Annotated in this window: 13 protein-coding genes and 4 tRNA genes; 7 read left to right on the top strand and 10 right to left on the bottom strand. The window is 60.7% G+C overall.

Annotated elements, in window-relative coordinates:
- Window positions 1–149: 149 nt before the first annotated feature.
- The gene (locus tag LCH65_RS05000; protein ID WP_003434496.1) at window positions 150–1,238 is read left to right on the top strand and encodes an LLM class flavin-dependent oxidoreductase; all 1,089 of its coding nucleotides are present in this window, start codon (window positions 150–152) and stop codon (window positions 1,236–1,238) included.
- Between the two features lie 65 nt (window positions 1,239–1,303).
- Here LCH65_RS05000 and LCH65_RS04995 read toward each other — a convergent pair whose 3' ends face one another.
- Complete coding sequence (locus tag LCH65_RS04995) at window positions 1,304–2,209, bottom strand: LysR family transcriptional regulator (protein WP_044309947.1); 906 nt, start codon at window positions 2,207–2,209, stop codon at window positions 1,304–1,306.
- 207 nt (window positions 2,210–2,416) lie between these two features.
- Here LCH65_RS04995 and LCH65_RS04990 point away from each other — a divergent pair, with 207 nt between their 5' ends.
- From LCH65_RS04990 to LCH65_RS04975, 4 genes are all read left to right on the top strand, one after another.
- The gene (locus LCH65_RS04990; RefSeq protein WP_187599647.1) at window positions 2,417–3,025 is read left to right on the top strand and encodes a cysteine dioxygenase; all 609 of its coding nucleotides are present in this window, start codon (window positions 2,417–2,419) and stop codon (window positions 3,023–3,025) included.
- Entirely contained in the window at window positions 3,022–4,605 is a 1,584-nt protein-coding gene (locus tag LCH65_RS04985) for a rhodanese homology domain-containing protein (RefSeq protein ID WP_054080865.1), read from the top strand. Before LCH65_RS04990 ends, LCH65_RS04985 begins: the two co-directional genes overlap by 4 nt.
- An 86-nt stretch (window positions 4,606–4,691) precedes the next feature.
- Window positions 4,692–5,681, top strand: a complete 990-nt coding sequence (locus LCH65_RS04980) for an ABC transporter substrate-binding protein (RefSeq protein ID WP_003434486.1) — start codon at window positions 4,692–4,694, stop codon at window positions 5,679–5,681.
- 21 nt (window positions 5,682–5,702) lie between these two features.
- Entirely contained in the window at window positions 5,703–6,896 is a 1,194-nt protein-coding gene (locus LCH65_RS04975) for an acyl-CoA dehydrogenase family protein (protein WP_187599645.1), read from the top strand.
- A 7-nt stretch (window positions 6,897–6,903) separates the two neighbouring features.
- Here the strand turns inward: LCH65_RS04975 and LCH65_RS04970 are convergent, their stop codons facing one another.
- From LCH65_RS04970 to LCH65_RS04960, 3 genes are all read right to left on the bottom strand, one after another.
- Window positions 6,904–9,174: a molybdopterin guanine dinucleotide-containing S/N-oxide reductase gene (locus tag LCH65_RS04970; RefSeq protein WP_226439203.1), complete on the bottom strand. Its 2,271-nt coding sequence runs from the start codon at window positions 9,172–9,174 to the stop codon at window positions 6,904–6,906.
- 39 nt (window positions 9,175–9,213) lie between these two features.
- Window positions 9,214–10,206: an ABC transporter substrate-binding protein gene (locus LCH65_RS04965; RefSeq protein WP_226439202.1), complete on the bottom strand. Its 993-nt coding sequence runs from the start codon at window positions 10,204–10,206 to the stop codon at window positions 9,214–9,216.
- A 117-nt stretch (window positions 10,207–10,323) separates the two neighbouring features.
- Window positions 10,324–11,232 (bottom strand): LysR family transcriptional regulator, encoded by a 909-nt coding sequence (locus tag LCH65_RS04960; protein WP_226439201.1) that lies wholly within the window; start codon window positions 11,230–11,232, stop codon window positions 10,324–10,326.
- 183 nt (window positions 11,233–11,415) lie between these two features.
- Between LCH65_RS04960 and LCH65_RS04955 the strand changes: the two genes are divergently transcribed.
- Complete coding sequence (locus tag LCH65_RS04955; protein ID WP_003369800.1) at window positions 11,416–12,144, top strand: pirin family protein; 729 nt, start codon at window positions 11,416–11,418, stop codon at window positions 12,142–12,144.
- 110 nt (window positions 12,145–12,254) lie between these two features.
- On the opposite strand, the gene LCH65_RS04950 is transcribed toward LCH65_RS04955, so the two are convergent.
- The 4 genes from LCH65_RS04950 to LCH65_RS04935 form a co-directional block, all read right to left on the bottom strand.
- Window positions 12,255–12,330: transfer RNA gene (locus LCH65_RS04950), tRNA-Gly, on the bottom strand.
- A 4-nt stretch (window positions 12,331–12,334) separates the two neighbouring features.
- A tRNA-Glu gene (locus LCH65_RS04945) sits at window positions 12,335–12,410 on the bottom strand.
- A gap of 100 nt (window positions 12,411–12,510) precedes the next feature.
- A tRNA-Gly gene (locus LCH65_RS04940) sits at window positions 12,511–12,586 on the bottom strand.
- Window positions 12,587–12,588: 2 nt separating this feature from the next.
- A tRNA-Glu gene (locus LCH65_RS04935) sits at window positions 12,589–12,664 on the bottom strand.
- Between the two features lie 304 nt (window positions 12,665–12,968).
- On the opposite strand from LCH65_RS04935, the gene LCH65_RS04930 reads away from it, so the two are divergent.
- Complete coding sequence (locus LCH65_RS04930) at window positions 12,969–13,727, top strand: hypothetical protein (protein WP_054081671.1); 759 nt, start codon at window positions 12,969–12,971, stop codon at window positions 13,725–13,727.
- Window positions 13,728–13,782: 55 nt separating this feature from the next.
- On the opposite strand, the gene LCH65_RS04925 is transcribed toward LCH65_RS04930, so the two are convergent.
- Window positions 13,783–14,265 (bottom strand): GAF domain-containing protein, encoded by a 483-nt coding sequence (locus tag LCH65_RS04925; RefSeq protein ID WP_003369796.1) that lies wholly within the window; start codon window positions 14,263–14,265, stop codon window positions 13,783–13,785.
- The gene (locus LCH65_RS04920; protein ID WP_003418057.1) at window positions 14,262–15,152 is read right to left on the bottom strand and encodes an ATP-binding protein; all 891 of its coding nucleotides are present in this window, start codon (window positions 15,150–15,152) and stop codon (window positions 14,262–14,264) included. Before LCH65_RS04920 ends, LCH65_RS04925 begins: the two co-directional genes overlap by 4 nt.
- Window positions 15,153–15,161 lie beyond the last annotated feature (9 nt).

Below are 15,161 nucleotides of genomic sequence, written 5' to 3'. Positions count from 1 at the left end.
AGTTAAAATATTTGATCACTAACCTCTACGATAATGCATATTTTTTATAATTAACTTAGACCGAAATCGAATTTCACAGCGTCTGCTCCTTGCCTTTATGGTGCCTCTCGACAAGGTCGAACGGACCTCAACCATTGGCAGGAGTTTTCATGAGCATCGAATTCATTGGCTATATCGCCACGCAACCCGGTTCTGAAATCCACCCGCGCAGCGGCGCGACCATCCAGCCCGACTACGTGAAGACCGTGGCCAAGGCTCATGAAGATGCCGGTTTTGATCGCGCACTGATCGCCTACCACTCCAACAGCCCGGACAGCACGCTGGTCGCAGCGCATGCCGCCAGCGTCACCACCAGACTGAAGTTCCTGGTCGCCCATCGCCCGGGCTTCATCGCCCCTACAGTGGCGGCACGGCAGTTCGCGACGCTGGACGTTTTCAATGGCGGCCGCACTGCCGTGCATATCATCACCGGCGGTGACGACAAGGAACTGCGTGCCGACGGCAGCCACATCGGCAAGGACGAACGCTACGCACGCAGCGACGAGTACCTCAGCGTGGTGCGTCAGGAATGGACCAGCGACAAGCCGTTCGATCATAACGGCACCTACTATCAGTTCGAGGGTGCGCACTCACTGGTCAAATCCCCGCAGCAGCCACATATCCCTCTGTACTTCGGCGGTTCCTCGGCAGCGGCAATTGCTGTGGCCGGTAAACACGCCGATGTTTATGCATTGTGGGGCGAGACATACGAACAGGTGCGTGACGTGGTGAAACAGGTCCGCGCCGAAGCCGCCAGACATGGGCGGACCATTCGTTTCAGCCTGTCATTGCGTCCGATTCTGGCCGAGACCGAGGAACAGGCCTGGGCACGCGCCGACAGCATTCTGGAAAAGGCCAAGGCCCTGGCAGACCGCAACGGCTTCGTACGTCGCGAACCACCGAATGAAGGATCACGCCGTCTGCTGGCCGCCGCAGCACAAGGATCGCGCCTGGACAAGCGCCTGTGGACAGGCATTGCCGGCCTGCTCGGCGCCCAGGGCAATTCGACCTCGCTGGTCGGTACCCCGGAACAGGTCGCTGAAGCGCTGCTGGATTACTACGACCTGGGGATTACCACTTTCCTGATTCGCGGCTTCGATCCATTGGAAGATGCCATCGACTACGGCAAGAAGCTGATCCCGCTGACTCGCGCATTGGTGGCGCAACGTGAACAGCAGGCTCGTGAACAGGTCGCCTGATTCAACCTATATCCTGCGGGCCGGTCTAACGCCCAGCGCCAGACCGCCTGCCCGCGATGCGGTGTTCAGGCGGCGGCCGAGACCGGCTTGAGCGAGCGGGCCACCAGTGCGCCAAAGGCTTCGACCGGCGCTTGCAGGTTACCCAGGAAGCGCGGGTAGAACAGCCACAAGTCCATCACCGGCTTGAAGTCCTTGAGCGGCAACGCCACCAACTGCTCGCGGTGCGCGCTGCGTTCCAGCAACGGCCTGGGCACCAGGCCAAGCCCCATGCCATCGGCCACCAGCCCCAGTTGCAGCTCGGTGCCGAAGGTTTCCAGATTGACCTTCATGCTCAGGCCCTGATCGGTCAGCGTGCGCTGCAAGCCTGCACGAAAGCCGCAACCATCCGGATTCAGCACCCAGCCCTGCTCATAACAGTCTGCCAGCTTACCGGGCTTTTTCGGCACCAGGCCCTTGGCGCAGACCACCACCAGCTCCATCTTGCCAATCGACTGACCAATGATGTTGTCCGGAAATATCTTGCCCGCCGGAAACAGCGCAGCCGCCGCATCCAGCTCGCCGTTTTCGATCTTGCCGATCAGGTGGCTGCCCCAACCGGTGCTGACCTGAGCACGCAGGTCGGGAAATTCCCCACGCAACTGCCTGAGCGCATCGAGCAGCACCACGTCACCGATGGTTTGTGGCACGCCCAGACGCAGCAGACCGCTGGGCGGCGTGTCACTGGCCACCAGCTCGCGCAACGAATCCATCTCGCGCAGGATCGCCAGGCACTTCTGGTACACCTGAAGACCCATCGGGGTCGGCTTGAGCGGCTTGGTATTGCGGTCGAACAGCTCGACCCCGAGGGCTTGCTCGAAATTCTGCACCCGGCGCGTGATGGCGGGCTGGGTCAGGTCCAGCGATTCAGCGGCGTGGCTGATCGACTGGCAGCGGATGACTGCAACGAACGCATCGATATCATCAATTTTCATTCGGACCGCACATAAAGAAGAGATTAAACATAGGCAAAAAGCATAGTACCAGCAGGCGCTCATGGATAGCCCGAGCGTAGATTTCGCGGATTACAACAAAGAAGTAAAAGACGTTTTCGTTATAACCTAATCATTAAAAAATAGCATATTAAATATCCATATTATGCTTATATCAAACCATTGCCCGACCTTGATCTGGAAATGGACATGACTCAGAACCGACACCCGGAACGACTCGGGGCCTTTATCGATGCACTCACCGAACTGTTTGGCAGCGAACCGCACGAAGGCGATCTGTTGCGCCGCGGCGGCAAGCTGCTGGCGCAACTGGTCAGCCACGATGACTGGCTGGCAGAAGAGTTCGCCGTACCCGATGTCAATCGCTACCAGCAATTTTTGCTGCATGTCGATCCACAGCAGCGCTTTTCGGTAGTCAGTTTCGTCTGGGGGCCAGGGCAACGCACACCGATTCACGACCATCGCGTGTGGGGGCTGATCGGCATGTTGCGCGGCGCGGAAGATTCCCAGGGTTACCTTCGCAACGCGCAAGGACGCCTGGAAACCAGCGGCCCGGCGATTCGCCTGCAACCCGGCCAGGTCGAGGCGCTGTCACCGCACAGCAACGATGTTCATCAAGTCAGCAACGCCTTCAGCGATCAGGTGTCGATCAGCATCCACGTTTACGGCGCCGATATCGGCACCGTGAAGCGTGCGGTCTATGACCTCGACGGCACTGAAAAACTGTTCATTTCCGGCTATTCGAACGCCGCAGCCACTGCCCATCAGGATCAGCCAACAGGGAGCCCGACCCCATGACCACATCTGCCACCCGATCATTCGCCGATATTCGCCAGGCCTTGCTGGACCGCCAGGAGCTGGCCTTGGTAGATGTCCGCGAAGAGGCCCCCTTTGCCCAGGCTCATCCACTGTTTGCCGTGAACATCCCGCTGTCGAAGCTGGAGCTGGAGGTTTTCTCCCGCATTCCGCGACGCGACACTGCCGTGACCCTGTACGACGATGGCGAAGGCTTGGCGCAGGTCGCCCTGCAACGCCTGCAGACACTGGGCTACAGCAACGTGAAGCTGCTCGACGGCGGCCTGCAGGGCTGGCGCACGGCTGGCGGCGAACTGTTCATCGACGTGAATGTGCCGAGCAAGGCGTTTGGCGAGCTGGTGGAGCATCACCGCGCCACCCCGTCGCTGGCCGCAGAAGAGGTCAAGCGCCTGCTCGACAGCAATGCCGACGTGGTGGTGCTCGATGCCCGGCGCTATGACGAATACCAGACCATGAGCATTCCTGGCGGCATCAGCGTACCGGGTGCCGAACTGGTGCTGCGGGCACGTGAGCTGGCACCGGATCCCACTACTCGAATCATCGTCAATTGTGCCGGTCGCACGCGCAGCATCATCGGCACCCAGTCACTGGTCAACGCGGGCCTGCCCAACCCGATCAACGCACTGCGCAATGGCACTATCGGCTGGCTGCTGGCCGGCCAGACGCTGGACCATGGCCAGAACCGGCGCTTTGCGGCAGTCAGTGAAGAGACCCGCGAAACCGCCAGTGCCGATGCCCGCAAGGTGGCCGATCGCGCCAGCGTCAAACGTGCCAGCCGTGCTGATCTGCAAAACTGGCAAGCCGATGCGTCACGCACCACTTACCTGTTCGATGTCCGCACCCCGGAAGAGTTTGCCAAAGGCCATCTGCCCGGCGCGCGCTCTACACCGGGCGGGCAACTGGTGCAGGAAACCGATCATTTCGCCAGCGTACGCGGTGCGCGAATCGCTCTGCTGGACGACGACGGCGTACGCGCCAACATGTCGGCGTCCTGGCTGGCGCAATTGGGTTGGGACGTGTCGGTGCTCGATGACCTGGATGCAGCAGACTTCAGCGAACAGGGCGACTGGGACGCGCCCTTCCCGACGCCACCGCAGGTGGAGGCGATCAGCGTCGAGACCCTCGCCCACTGGCAGACACAGGTCAACGTGGCGGTGCTGGATTTCACCGCCAGCGCCAACTATGTCAAACAGCACATTCCCGGTGCCTGGTGGACCTTGCGCGCCGACCTCAAACAGGCGCTGGGCAAGCTGCCACCCGCTGACCGTTATGTTCTGACCTGCGGCAGCAGCCGTCTGGCGCGCTTTGCCGTAGCCGACCTCGAAGCGTTGACCGACAAGCCGGTGTTTCTGCTCGAAGGCGGCACCGCAAGCTGGATCAAGGCCGGTCTGCCGCTGGAACACGGCGAAAGCCGACTGGCCTCGCCACGCATCGATCGCTACCGCCGCCCGTACGAAGGCACCGACGCACCGCGCGAAGCCATGCAGGCGTATCTGGACTGGGAATTCGGCCTGGTGGAGCAACTGGGACGTGACGGCACACACGGGTTTTATGTGATTTGAGCGGATAAACGACCATCGTGCCAATGCTCTGCGTGAGGAACGATGGGTGTCTGGACGACCAGTCAACTCAATGGAGAAACACCTCGATGCTGCCTTTTTTCAAATCCGCCCGCCCCTTTAAAAGCCTGCTGCTGGGCGCACTGCTCAGCCTGCTGGCAGGTCAGCAGGTGCTGGCTGCCGAGCAGGCGCCGCTGCTGGTCGCCAATCAAAAGTCGCTGCTGAAAATCCTGCTGCAGGTCTCCGGAGAGCTCAAAGACGTGCCTTACGAGATCCAGTTTTCCGAATTCCCCTCGGCAGCCCCGCTGGGAGAGGCACTGAATGCGGGCGCGGTGGATATCGGTGCGCTGGGTGATGCGCCTTATGTATTCGCTCTGGGCGCGGGTGCACCCTTGAAAGTGGTCAGCATCACCCATGCTCAGGGCCGCTTCACCACCGCTGTGCTGGTGCCCAAGGACTCGCCGATCAAGACCGTTGCCGACCTCAAGGGCAAGCGTATCGTTACAGGACGCGGTTCCATCGGCCATTTTCTGGCGATCCGCGCCCTGCATGAAGCCGGGCTGAAAACCAGTGACGTCACTTTCATCAATCTGCTACCCAGTGAATCGCGTCTGCTGCTGGACAGTGGCGATGCGGACGCCTGGGCGACCTGGGACCCGTACACCACGATCTCCATCACGCAAAGCGACGCGCGGGTGCTGGTCAGCGGCAGCGAACTGCTGAGCAACCACCTCTACCTTGCCGCAACCAGCAAGGCCATCGAAGGCAAGCGCGCGCAACTGGACGATTTCGTTGCGCGTGTGGAACGCGCCTTCAATTGGTCCAACGCCCATCCCGAGGAGTACGCAGCGGCCCAGGCGAAAGTCACCGGCCTGCCCCTGGCGGTGCATCTGGCGGTAGCCAAGGCGACGAAAATGCAACGTACGCCGATTGACGATCAGATTGTCCAGGGCCTGCAAAACACGGCCGACACTTACCTGGCTGAAGGCATCCTGAGCAAACGGATCGACGTTTCGACAGGCTTCGACAAAAGCTTCAACGCATCGCGCGCGCAGATCGCGCAGGCCACCGCCCCATAAACGCTGCGACAAGGACACCGCATGACACTCTCGCCCCTGCGCCCTATCCCGCGCCAGTTGCATAACGCGCCCGAGTCCGACGAGGACTTCAGCAAACGGCTGGCGGAACTGACCGCAGCACTGGCCGAAACCGCCGAGCAATACGACATCAGCGCGCAATTTCCCCATGCCAACTTCCAGTTGCTGCACGCTCACGGCCTGCTTGGCCTGACCGTTCCGACCGAACTGGGCGGCGGCGGTGCCGACTTGCCCCGTGCTCAACAGGTGATCAGTGCGGTGGCCAGGGGAGAGCCGTCGACGGCGCTGATTCTGGTCATGCAATACCTGCAGCATTCAAGGCTGCAGGAGAACCGCAACTGGCCAAGCCATCTGCGCGTGCAAGTGGCCGAACAAGCCGTGCGCGAGGGCGCGTTGATCAACGCTCTGCGCGTCGAGCCCGATCTGGGAACGCCCGCGCGGGGTGGCCTGCCAGGCACCATCGCGCGCCGCACCGCTCAAGGCTGGCGCATCAGCGGCAGCAAGATCTACTCCACCGGCAGCCACGGTCTGACCTGGTTTGCCGTGTGGGCGCGCAGCGATGACGATGACCCGCTGGTGGGCAGCTGGCTGGTCCACAAGGACACGCCGGGCATCACCATCATTGAGGACTGGGATCATCTGGGCATGCGCGCCACCAGCAGCCACGAAGTCAGATTCGACAACGTGCTGGTGCCACTTGATCACGCCGTCAGCGTCAGCCCGTGGAGCGCCCCACAATCCGAACTGGATGGATCGGGCCTGCTGTGGATGTCGGTGCTGCTGTCGTCGGTCTACGACGGCATCGCTCAATCCGCCCGCGACTGGCTGGTGCACTGGCTGGAACAGCGCACGCCCTCCAACCTCGGCGCGTCGCTGTCGACCTTGCCGCGCTTTCAGGAAACCGTCGGGCAGATCGATACCCTGCTGTTCGCCAATCGCAGCCTGTTGCAATCGGCTGCCCACGGGCACACACCTGCCCAGCACGCCGGGCAGATCAAATACCTGGTAACCGGCAACGCCATCCGCGCGGTAGAGCTGGCCATCGAGGCTTCGGGGAATCCGGGACTGTCACGCAGCAACCCGTTGCAGCGCCACTACCGCAACGTCTTGTGCGGTCGGGTGCACACCCCCCAGAACGACGCAGTACTGACGGGCGTGGGCAAGGCGGCCTTTGCGGCGCGCAGCAAAGACCATTAACCCCCTGTCAGAGCAGTGACGGCGGTTCGAACGCCGTCACCGGCGGCAGATCCTGGTCCCATTTGACGATGTCCACCGATGCCGTCTGCGCTGCACAACCCTGTGACAGGCTGGAGGCGCCTACATCTTCGGTGATCACATTCGGGTTGCCGTGTTTTTCCAGGCTGCCCCGTCCGCCGTGCACCAGCGGGTCGAACCAGGCCCCGGTGGCAATCTGCACTACGCCGGGGCGAATGCCGTCCGAGACGATCACCCCGGCCAGAAACGCGCCCCGCTCGTTGAACACCTTGACCACATCGCCATCGACCAGTCCGCGTGCGCGAGCATCCAGCGGATTAAGGGTCAGCGGCTCGCGCGCCTGAATTTTCGAGGAGCGACTGTAGCTGCCGTGGTCGTACTGGCTGTGCAGACGGGTTTTCGGTTGGTTGGACAGCAAGTGCAGCGCGTGGGCTGGCCGAGGCTTCTCCAGCCACACCGGGTGACCGGGGCAATCGGCATAGCCAAAGCCTGCGATGCGCTCGGAGAAAATTTCGATGCGCCCGGACGGTGTCGGCAACGGATGCGCGTCTGGGTCTTGGCGAAAGGATTCGAGCAGTATGTTGTCGGTGTGCGGGTAGTCTATTTCCAGTACACCGTCACGCCAGAACTGCTCGAACTCCGGCAGGGTGATGCCAAACGTTTCGGCCCGTTGCCGAGACTCGTCATAGATAAAGTGCAGCCATTCCTGGGCATCCCGGCCTTCGGTAAACGCCTGTGCCACCCCCAGTCGCTCGGACAGCGCGGCCAGGATCGAGTAGTCGTCACGCGATTCGCCCACTGGCTCGATCGCCTGCTGCATGGCGATCATGAAGCGGTCGGAGGCCGAACTGCCGATGTCATTGCGCTCCAGAGCCGTGGTGGCCGGCAATACGATGTCGGCATAGCGCGCCTGGGCGGTCCAGAACTGTTCGTGAACGATGATGGTTTGCGGCCGCTGCCACGCCTCCAGCAGCCGATTGAGGTCCTGATGGTGGTGAAAGATATTGCCACCCGCCCAGTACACCAGGCGAATGTCCGGGTACGTGCGCTGCTGTCCGTTGTAATCGAAGGGTGTGCCGGGATTGAGCAGCATATCCGTCACCCGCGCGACCGGAATGAAGTCCGTGACCGGGTTGCTGCCTTGGGAAAAGCGCGGCCCCGAGAACGCCTTGCGGCCACTGCCGGTGTTGTTCATGCAACCATACCCCAGGCCGAAACCGGCACCGGGCAAACCGATCTGCCCCAACAGCGCGGCCAGGGTTACCGTCATCCAGAAGGGTTGCTCGCCGTGTATCGAGCGCTGCAATGAATAGGCGACGTTGATCATGGTGCGCTTGCTGGCCATGCGTCGTGCCAGCTCGACAATCTGCTGCGCAGGAATATCGGTCAGCGCCTCGGCCCAGCGCGGGTCTTTCGGCTGGCCATCGGTGTGGCCCAGCAGATAATCGCGAAAACGCTCATAGCCCACGGTATAGCGCTGGACGAAATCCTCGTTGTGCAGCCCTTCGCTGATCAACACCCAGGACAGCGCCATCATCAACGCCGTGTCGCTGCCGGGACGTACCGCAAGCCACTGGTTATGCGTCGGGCCAACCAGATCGTCACGCAGCGGGCTGACATTGACGAACTGCACGCCCGCGTCGGACATGCGTCGCAGCGCGTCGCCCAACAGATGGTCGCTGGCACCGCCGGGGCTGGTCTGCGCATTCTTGGCGGGCAAGCCACCGAACGCGACGAACAGCTCACAATGCTCGGCCAGGTTCTTCCAGGAGGTATGCGCCGCCAGCAGCCAGTCCATGTTGCCGACGATGTGCGGCATCAGCACCCGCCCGGCACCCAGGCTGTAGCTGTCGGCGCTGAACACATAACCGCCGATGCAGTTGAGGAAGCGATGCAACTGGCTTTGTGCGTGATGAAAGCGCCCCGCGCTGCCCCAGCCGTAGCTGCCGCCAAAAATAGCCTGATTGCCGTGTTCGTGCCTGACTCGCTGCAACTCGCTGGCGACCAGATCCAGCGCGACGTCCCAGGAGACCTCGACAAACGGCTCCTGACCACGCAGATCGGGTCGTCCACCGGCCTGCTGAAGAAAACTGCGGCGTATCGCCGGGCGCCTGATGCGGGTCGGTGAGGTAATGGCGTCGGCAACCGAATCGCCTATCGGAGAAGGGTCCTTGTCCCATTCTGCGGGCAGCAGCCCGGCCAACTTGCCGTCCTCGACTTGTGGACGATAAGCGCCCCAATGCAGTGATGTGAAACTCATGGTGAAGGCCCCCGGATAAGCGCAGTGGCAGGCGCTCGGTCAGCGCGCTGCCTGCGCCTGATCGGCCAGCGCTGTACTGAACGACTCGTCAAACACGCTGGCAGCAGGATAACGCTTGGTGAGCCCCGCGTTGTTGAAAAAATCGATGGTCTGCTGCGCACCGGCAACTACTTGTGCAGTGATCGGCACGACCACCACCTGAGCACGGGAAAACCAGCGCCGAGCCACCTCGGCATCGGCCTTGGTCAGCGCGGCCCAGGCGTTGGCATAGCGTTCATTGTGCTGCGGATCGCTGACCGACCAGGCGCGGGCGGCCTGCAGGCGCTGCAGGAAATCGCTGATCTGCGCACGCTTGTCATTGATCGCCTGATCGTTGGCGACGATGAAGCTTTGCGCAGGAATCAAGCCCTCGGCAGTGGCGATAATCCGCGCGCCCTGCCGCTCCTGTTGAGTCACATAGGGTTCCCAAGTGGCAATCGCATCCACCGAGCCGCCATCCAGCGCGTGGGAGGAATCCAGTGCGCTGAGGTAGCGATATTCAACGGCATCGCGGGCGACACCTGCCTTGTCCAGTGCAGTGAGCATCAGTTGCTGGCTGAACGAACCTTTCCAGATGGCGACTTTCTTGCCCGCCAGATCCGCCACGGTCTTGATCGGCGAGTCCTTGCGCACAACGATGGCAACGCCGTCGAGGTTCTGCCGTGACACTCCGATCACCTTGATCGGAGCGCCCAGCGCGCCCATGAACAGCGCAGGCGAATCACCCAGCAAGCCGATGTCCAGGCTGCCGACGTTCAAGGCCTCGGCGACCGGCGAGCCTGCGGTGAACTGCTTCCATTCCAGTTCGTAAGGCAAATTCTCAAGCACCCCGGCGGCTTCCATCACGGTACGCGCGCTGTAGCTCTGATCGCCGACGATCAGATTGGCCGCCTGGGTATTGAGCGAGGCCACAAGGCCCAACGCCAGCCCCTTCAGCAAGCGTTGGCTCCAAAGGACGAGGGTCGTTGGCACAGGTACGTTCTCCACAGGCATTGGGCAAATCGAAATGATCGGCAACGACCCTAACACCCGAACAAAAATTAGCTAAATTCATTTTTGTTCTAGCCTAAGATGCAAGTTAATCATCAACAGATCGGCCGCCAGCCTGCTTCAAGCTTGCCGATCATTCAGCTCAATGCCTGACTCCAGACGCTCGCGCAGGAACTCGATGAATGCCTGCACCGGTCGCGACGCCTGACGGTGTTGCGGGTAAACCGCTGACAGCGTCAAGGGCTCGGGGCGCAGCTCGTCCAGCACCCGCACCAGGCTGCCGTCGCGCAACGCCGCGCCAACAATGAAGGTCGGCAAATAGGTGATGCCCAGCCCGGCAATCGCCGATTCCCTCAGCAACTCGCCATTATTGGCACGCATGCGCCCGCTGACATTGAGGGTCAAAGGCTTGTCGTGCCCCTGAAAACGCCATTGCGCCTGACGGCTGTGGCCATAGGGCAGGCAATCATGGGTGTGCAGGTCTTCGGGCCTTTGTGGTGTGCCGCGCTCGGCCAGGTACGCCGGACTGGCGCAATACACCCGGTCGATCGAGGCAATGCGCCGGGCGATCAGGCTGGAATCTTCCAGCACCCCGATACGCAGCACCACGTCGTAGCCTTCGCTGATCACATCCACCGGACGATCACTCAGGTCCACTTCCACCGCCACCTCGCGATAGCGCTGCAAAAACAGCGGTAGCAGGCACGCCAGGTGCGTAACGGCAAACGACAGCGGCGCACTCACGCGCAAGGTGCCACGCGGTTCGTTGTTCTGCCCGGCGATGCCCTGCTCCACCTGTTCCAGCTCGGCCAGCAGGCGCAGGGCGGATTCGTAGTAACTCTGCCCCAACGGCGTGACATCCAGACGTCGCGTCGAACGGTTGAGCAGGCGTACGCCCAGCCGCTCCTCCAGTTGCATCAGGCGCCGGCTGACAAACTGCTTGGACAGGCCCAGCTTGTCGGACGCGGCGGTCAGGCTGCCTGACTCCATCACCTGGCAGAACATCCGCATGTCTTCGAAAGGGTTCATATGTTGCGACCTGATCAAGCGCTAATGGCGTTCGGCAGAGCGTAACGCAGCGCTGAGTACTGTCAACCTCAGCGAGACAGTTATTCATATTTCAGCTACTTATTGCGACAGTCGATAAGCCGTACTCTTGCTCCTACGTGATCGATTGCTGAATGTGCAGCGTCGATAGATGGAGAAAGAATCATGCTGACTCTTCGCAAAGCCTCTGATCGTGGTGCAGCCGACCACGGCTGGTTGAAATCCTTTCACACCTTTTCCTTTGCCGGCTATCGCAATCCGCAGGAACAGGGTTTTTCCGACCTGCTGGTGATCAATGACGACCGTGTCAGTGCAGGTAAAGGCTTCGGTCAGCATCCTCACCGGGACATGGAGATCTTTTCCTATGTGCTGGAAGGCGCGCTGGAACACAAGGATACACTGGGCACTGGCTCGGTGATTCGCCCTGGCGACGTGCAGTTGATGAGCGCCGGCACGGGTGTGGCACACAGCGAGTTCAACCATTCGCAGACCGAGGGCGTGCATTTTCTGCAGATCTGGATCGTGCCGAATGTTGCAGGCGCGGCGCCCGACTATCAGGAGAGGCATTTCAGCCCGGAGCAGAAACGCGGCCGCTTGCAGCTGATCATTTCGCCCGAAGGCGAGAACGGTGCGCTCAAGGTGCGCCAGGACGCTCGAGTGTATGCCGGTCTGTTCGATGGCGATGAAAGCGCGACCCTGAAGCTGGCAGCCAACCGCTATGCCTACGTACACGTTGCCCGTGGCAGTGTGGTGCTCAACGGCGAGCAACTGGGTGAAGGGGATGGCGTGCGTGTACGCGACGAACAGATTCTGAGCCTGAGCGCAGGGGTTGACGCAGAGGTGTTGGTGTTCGACATGCGAGCAAACGAATTACCGCAGATGCCTCGAGCCTGAAATGAAAAAACGCCGCTCTTAGAGTGGCGTTCCTTTATATAACGTTAAAACATCTGGCTTAAAACGCACAAACAAAAACGCCGCTCTGTTGAGCGGCGTTTTTGTGAATTTGGAGCGGGAAACGAGACTCGAACTCGCGACCCCGACCTTGGCAAGGTCGTGCTCTACCAACTGAGCTATTCCCGCAATATGGCGTCCCCTAGGGGACTCGAACCCCTGTTACCGCCGTGAAAGGGCGGTGTCCTAGGCCACTAGACGAAGGGGACACTGCCTGAAACACAATGGTGTGTGTTTCAGTTCCAGACATCATCCGAAGACGTGTTCTGGTTTCACTCAACCCTGCCCTAAGGCAAAGCTGCTTAAAATTGGAGCGGGAAACGAGACTCGAACTCGCGACCCCGACCTTGGCAAGGTCGTGCTCTACCAACTGAGCTATTCCCGCAATGGCGTCCCCTAGGGGACTCGAACCCCTGTTACCGCCGTGAAAGGGCGGTGTCCTAGGCCACTAGACGAAGGGGACACACGTACAACATTCACTACTTATTTGCGCTACGCTGTGTGCTTTACGCTGTAAGTGGCGCGCATTCTATGGATGGATTGAGGGGTCGTCAACCCCCATGTGAAAATTTATTGAAATCAATAACTTCGATGCCGTTCTGACGCTGACCGGCTGTCGCCAGGCGCCCGGCTGATCAATCTCCCCTAATCTATATAGAAGAGATGCCGACAAACTCCGAGAGGGACATCTATGCGCAGTAGTGCTTAGCCACTACACTCGCACTAAAACTAATTGAACGAATGAGGTTTGCACAGTGACTCCACTCATGATCACGCTGATGGTAGTAGCAGGTATCGCACTGCTCATCGCGATCGGCTACCTGAATCACGTCGCTGAAAACGGCAAACTGGAGAAGGCTCGCACCAAGGTCGAACTCGGGGATCGCCTGCGTCGCTGCAGCGAGATCACCGAAGTGTTCCCGGGTCAGCTGATGTCACCCGCCTTGAAGCTGTTGCTGACGCGGCTGGAGCTGAACGTTGTACAGCGCATGCTGAACATGGAGAAAGGCAACGCTCAGCTCAAGCACCGCATCGGCGAACTGGAACAGCAGATTGCCAAGGGCGAAGGCATCGACATACCCAACCCGGTCACACCGATCCAGACCGAAGCCAAGGCCAAGGACGTGCGTTTTCTGCTGGAAGCCCTGCATGGTCAGGTGACGCGCGCTGCACATGACGGTTTCCTGCAGACCAGCGAAGCGAAACACTGGATCCGTGAAATCCGCACGATTCTGGTCAATCTGCACATCGAGTTCTTCAACAACCTTGGCCAGACCGCACTTTCTCAGGATCAGCCAGGCCAGGCACGTCTGGCGTTCGAGCGCGGCGTACAGTATTTGCGCAACCAGCCGGACCCGGTTACTTATCAACAGCAGCTGCTGGCGATGGAAAAACAACTGGCCCGTGCCAACTCGGTAGTGCTGACCAACACCGCACCGACCGAAGACGACGACAACGCACTGACCGAAGGCCTGAAGCAGGACGACACCGAGTCGGAATGGAAGAAGAAAGTCATCTACGATTGATGACTGACCCGCGCCGCTGCCGGAACTGTGCTCCGGCAGCGGCAGGCCGACTGGCTCAGCAGTCGGTCGATGCCAGAAAGATAGCCGCGAGACGCTCGATCCCTGCCTGATCCCCCTCCTTGAAACGCCCCACGCTTGGACTGTCCAGGTCCAGAACGCCGATCAGACGCCCGTCCTTGATCAATGGCACCACCAACTCGCTGTTCGATGCGCTGTCGCAGGCAATGTGTCCGGGAAACTCGTGAACGTCCTCAACGCGCTGGGTTTGCCGACTCTGCGCGGCCGCCCCGCAAACGCCCCGACCGAAAGGAATGCGCACGCAGGCGATCTGCCCCTGAAACGGCCCCAGTACCAGCTCTTCATTGCGATTGAGGTAAAAGCCCGCCCAGTTCAGATCGTCGAGCTGGGTATAGAGAAACGCCGAGAACTGCGCCGCATTGGCGATGAAATCGCGCTCGTCGGCCAGCAGGGCTTCGAGCTGGGCGGCCAACAGACCGTAGCCGTCCAGGCCCGCACCGGTGTTTTGCAAATCAATCATGTGTGTTGCTCCAACAATTCAAGTCCTACCCAGTAACGTGCAAATTGATAGGCGCAGCGGCCGTTGCGATTGCCGCGCGCGGTTGCCCAGCGAATCGCGGCTTTTTCCAGGTTTTCGTCACGCTGCCACTGCAATCCGGCTTTTTGCGCCAATTGCGTGATCCAGTGTTCGACCACGTTCAGATAATGTTCCTGAGTGAACGGATAAAACGACAGCCACAGCCCGAACCGGTCAGACAAGGCGATCTTGTCTTCGACGGCCTCACTGGGGTGCAGTTCGCCGTCAACGTGCTTCCAGTCAACGTTGTCACTTTCCTTCTCGGGCACCAGGTGACGACGGTTGGAGGTCGCGTACAGCAGCACGTTGTCCGGTGCCTGCTCCAGCGAGCCGTCGAGCACACTTTTCAGTACGCGATAATCGCCCTCGCCCGACTCGAACGACAGGTCATCGCAGAACAGTACAAAGCGCTGCGGCAGCTTGTGCAGTTGTTCGACCACACGCGGTAAGTCGCCCAGATGATCACGCTCGATCTCGATCAGACGCAGGCCGGCCGGGGCGTACTCGGCCAGCAGCGCGCGGATCAAGGACGACTTGCCGGTACCGCGCGACCCCCACAGCAAGGCATGGTTGGCAGGCAGCCCATCGATAAACTGACGGGTATTGCGCCCCAGCTGATCACGTTGCAGGTCGACGCCGATCAGATCGGTCAGGCGTGTATCCAGGCTCACCTGCAAAGGCATCAGGTAACCGCTGCGGCCTTCTCGCACCCAGCGCGCGGCCAGTGCCTGCGACCAGTCGACCGGCTCGCGCAGCGCTGGCAGCAAGGGTTCCAGTCGGGCCAGCACGGCGTCGGCGCGCTGCAGAAAAGCATCCAACCGAGAATCCACGGGATCTCC

The sequence above is a fragment of the Pseudomonas sp. MWU16-30316 genome, assembly GCF_020515645.1.
GTDB lineage: Bacteria > Pseudomonadota > Gammaproteobacteria > Pseudomonadales > Pseudomonadaceae > Aquipseudomonas > Aquipseudomonas cerasi.
Note: the sequence above shows the minus strand (reverse complement) of the source record. Positions and strands in the feature narration are given on the sequence as shown.